At 64.0% G+C, this 1,549-nt stretch carries 1 protein-coding gene; it reads right to left on the bottom strand.

The features are described from left to right. Nucleotides 1-23: 23 nt before the first annotated feature. Nucleotides 24-1,370: an IS5 family transposase gene (locus FJ942_RS28370; protein WP_140899649.1), complete on the bottom strand. Its 1,347-nt coding sequence runs from the start codon at nt 1,368-1,370 to the stop codon at nt 24-26. Between the last annotated feature and the right edge of the window lie 179 nt (nt 1,371-1,549).

Genomic DNA, 1,549 nt, shown 5'->3' with positions numbered 1-1,549 from the left:
GTCGACCGTGAACAATCCGAGCCCTAAGCGGCGCACTGCTTCGACCGGAGTTGAAGCAGGACGATCAAGAGCGACAAAAAATCCTTCAGCCACCTGAGCAGGAGGGAGAAGTTGTAGCCGGCGGCGGCCAGGATGGCGTTGACGGCGTCGCCCTGCTTGCCGGCGAGGTAGTTGCGGCCCATCCGGTGCTCGGCCTTGATATGGCCGATCACGGGCTCGATGGCGGAGCGGCGGCGCATCTGGCGCTTGATGGCCGGGGTGACGCGGCGTTTCTGGCCGGCGGTGAAGACCCTGAGCTTGTGGCTCTGCGGTGCGTTGTGGCCGCGATAGCCGGCGTCGGCGAGAATGCGGCCGATCTCGTTGCCGATGGTCTTTTCCATGTCGGGGATGACGCTTGCGAGCGTGTGGCCGTCATAGGGATTGCCGGGCAGCGCCTTTGCATGCAGGGCGAACTGGCCGCCCTTGGAGCGCTTCAGCGTGGTGGCCACCGACACCTTCACCCCGAACTCGTAAGGCATATGCGCCTTGCCCTTGCCGATGCATTCCACCTCATGCGCGTGCAGGCTGTAGATCTTGCGGCCGCGCTGGCGCTGACGTTGCTCGAGAACGGTGGCGGCCTGGTAGAGCGGCCATTTGAAAAGCGCATCCAGCCCTGCATCGCCGGCGATCTGGCGGGAGATGTCGCGAATGGTTCGGCCGAGATAGGTCTTGAGCTTGCGCAGCGCCTTGTTGGCCCGCTTGAACTGCTTGGCGTGGGCATAGCGCTGGTGGCTGATCAGCGCCAGCTTGGAGACCCGCACATAGCTCTGGCGCAAATGGAGCCCCTTCCTCTTGGCTAGCCGCACCAACCGCTCGCGCGCCCGGTGGATGAGCTTGGCGTCGGTCGGGAACATGACGTTCTTCGGCTGCACGGTGGTGTCGACGATCACCTGGCGCGTGTCGGCCGGCTTCATCGCCCCGGTCTTGACCGCGAGGCTGAGGCTCTCCTGCAACAGGGCCATGATCCGCTCTTCGCCCATGCGGCTGCGCCAGCGCGTCATCGAGGAGCGGTCGAACGGCAGCGAATGGCAGAAGAACGTCTCGCCGGTGAGATACTGGAAGTAGGGGTTCTCCACCCAGCGCTCGCACAGCACCTCGTCGGACAGGTTGAAGGTGTGCTTAAGGACCGCCAGCCCCGCCATCAGCCGGGTCGGCAGCGGCGGCATGCCGGGGCCGTCCGAATAGACGGCGCCGAAACGCTCCTCCAGCACCGGCCAGTCGATCGCCTGCGCCAGCCGCACCAGCTCGTGCTTCATGTTGACGATCTGATCGAGCCTGGAGCGGAACAGGTCCTGCTCTCCCGTCTCGCGCCTCTCGCGTGGCCTGGACATTCGCCGTCCCCTCGATTCGCCCGCCGAACCGAGTGAATCACGCTCCGCAGCACAAGGGAATCGCAAAACCGATTTGCAGGAAAACAGCCCCCAAATACCGCTAATCCTGCAATTCCAAAGCCACAATCGGCCCGGATCAAAAAGCCAAATCAATGGCTTGCGGATAGTTCACGGCCGAC

The sequence above is a fragment of the Mesorhizobium sp. B2-4-2 genome (assembly GCF_006442845.1).
Classification (GTDB): domain Bacteria; phylum Pseudomonadota; class Alphaproteobacteria; order Rhizobiales; family Rhizobiaceae; genus Mesorhizobium.
The sequence above is the reverse complement of the archived record's forward strand: the minus strand, read 5'-3'. Positions and strand labels throughout refer to the sequence as shown.

Excerpts from the sequence above, each read along its gene's own strand:
- FJ942_RS28370 (WP_140899649.1), bottom strand. The coding sequence starts at position 1,370 with ATGTCCAGGCCACGCGAGAGGCGCGAGACGGGAGAGCAGGACCTGTTC.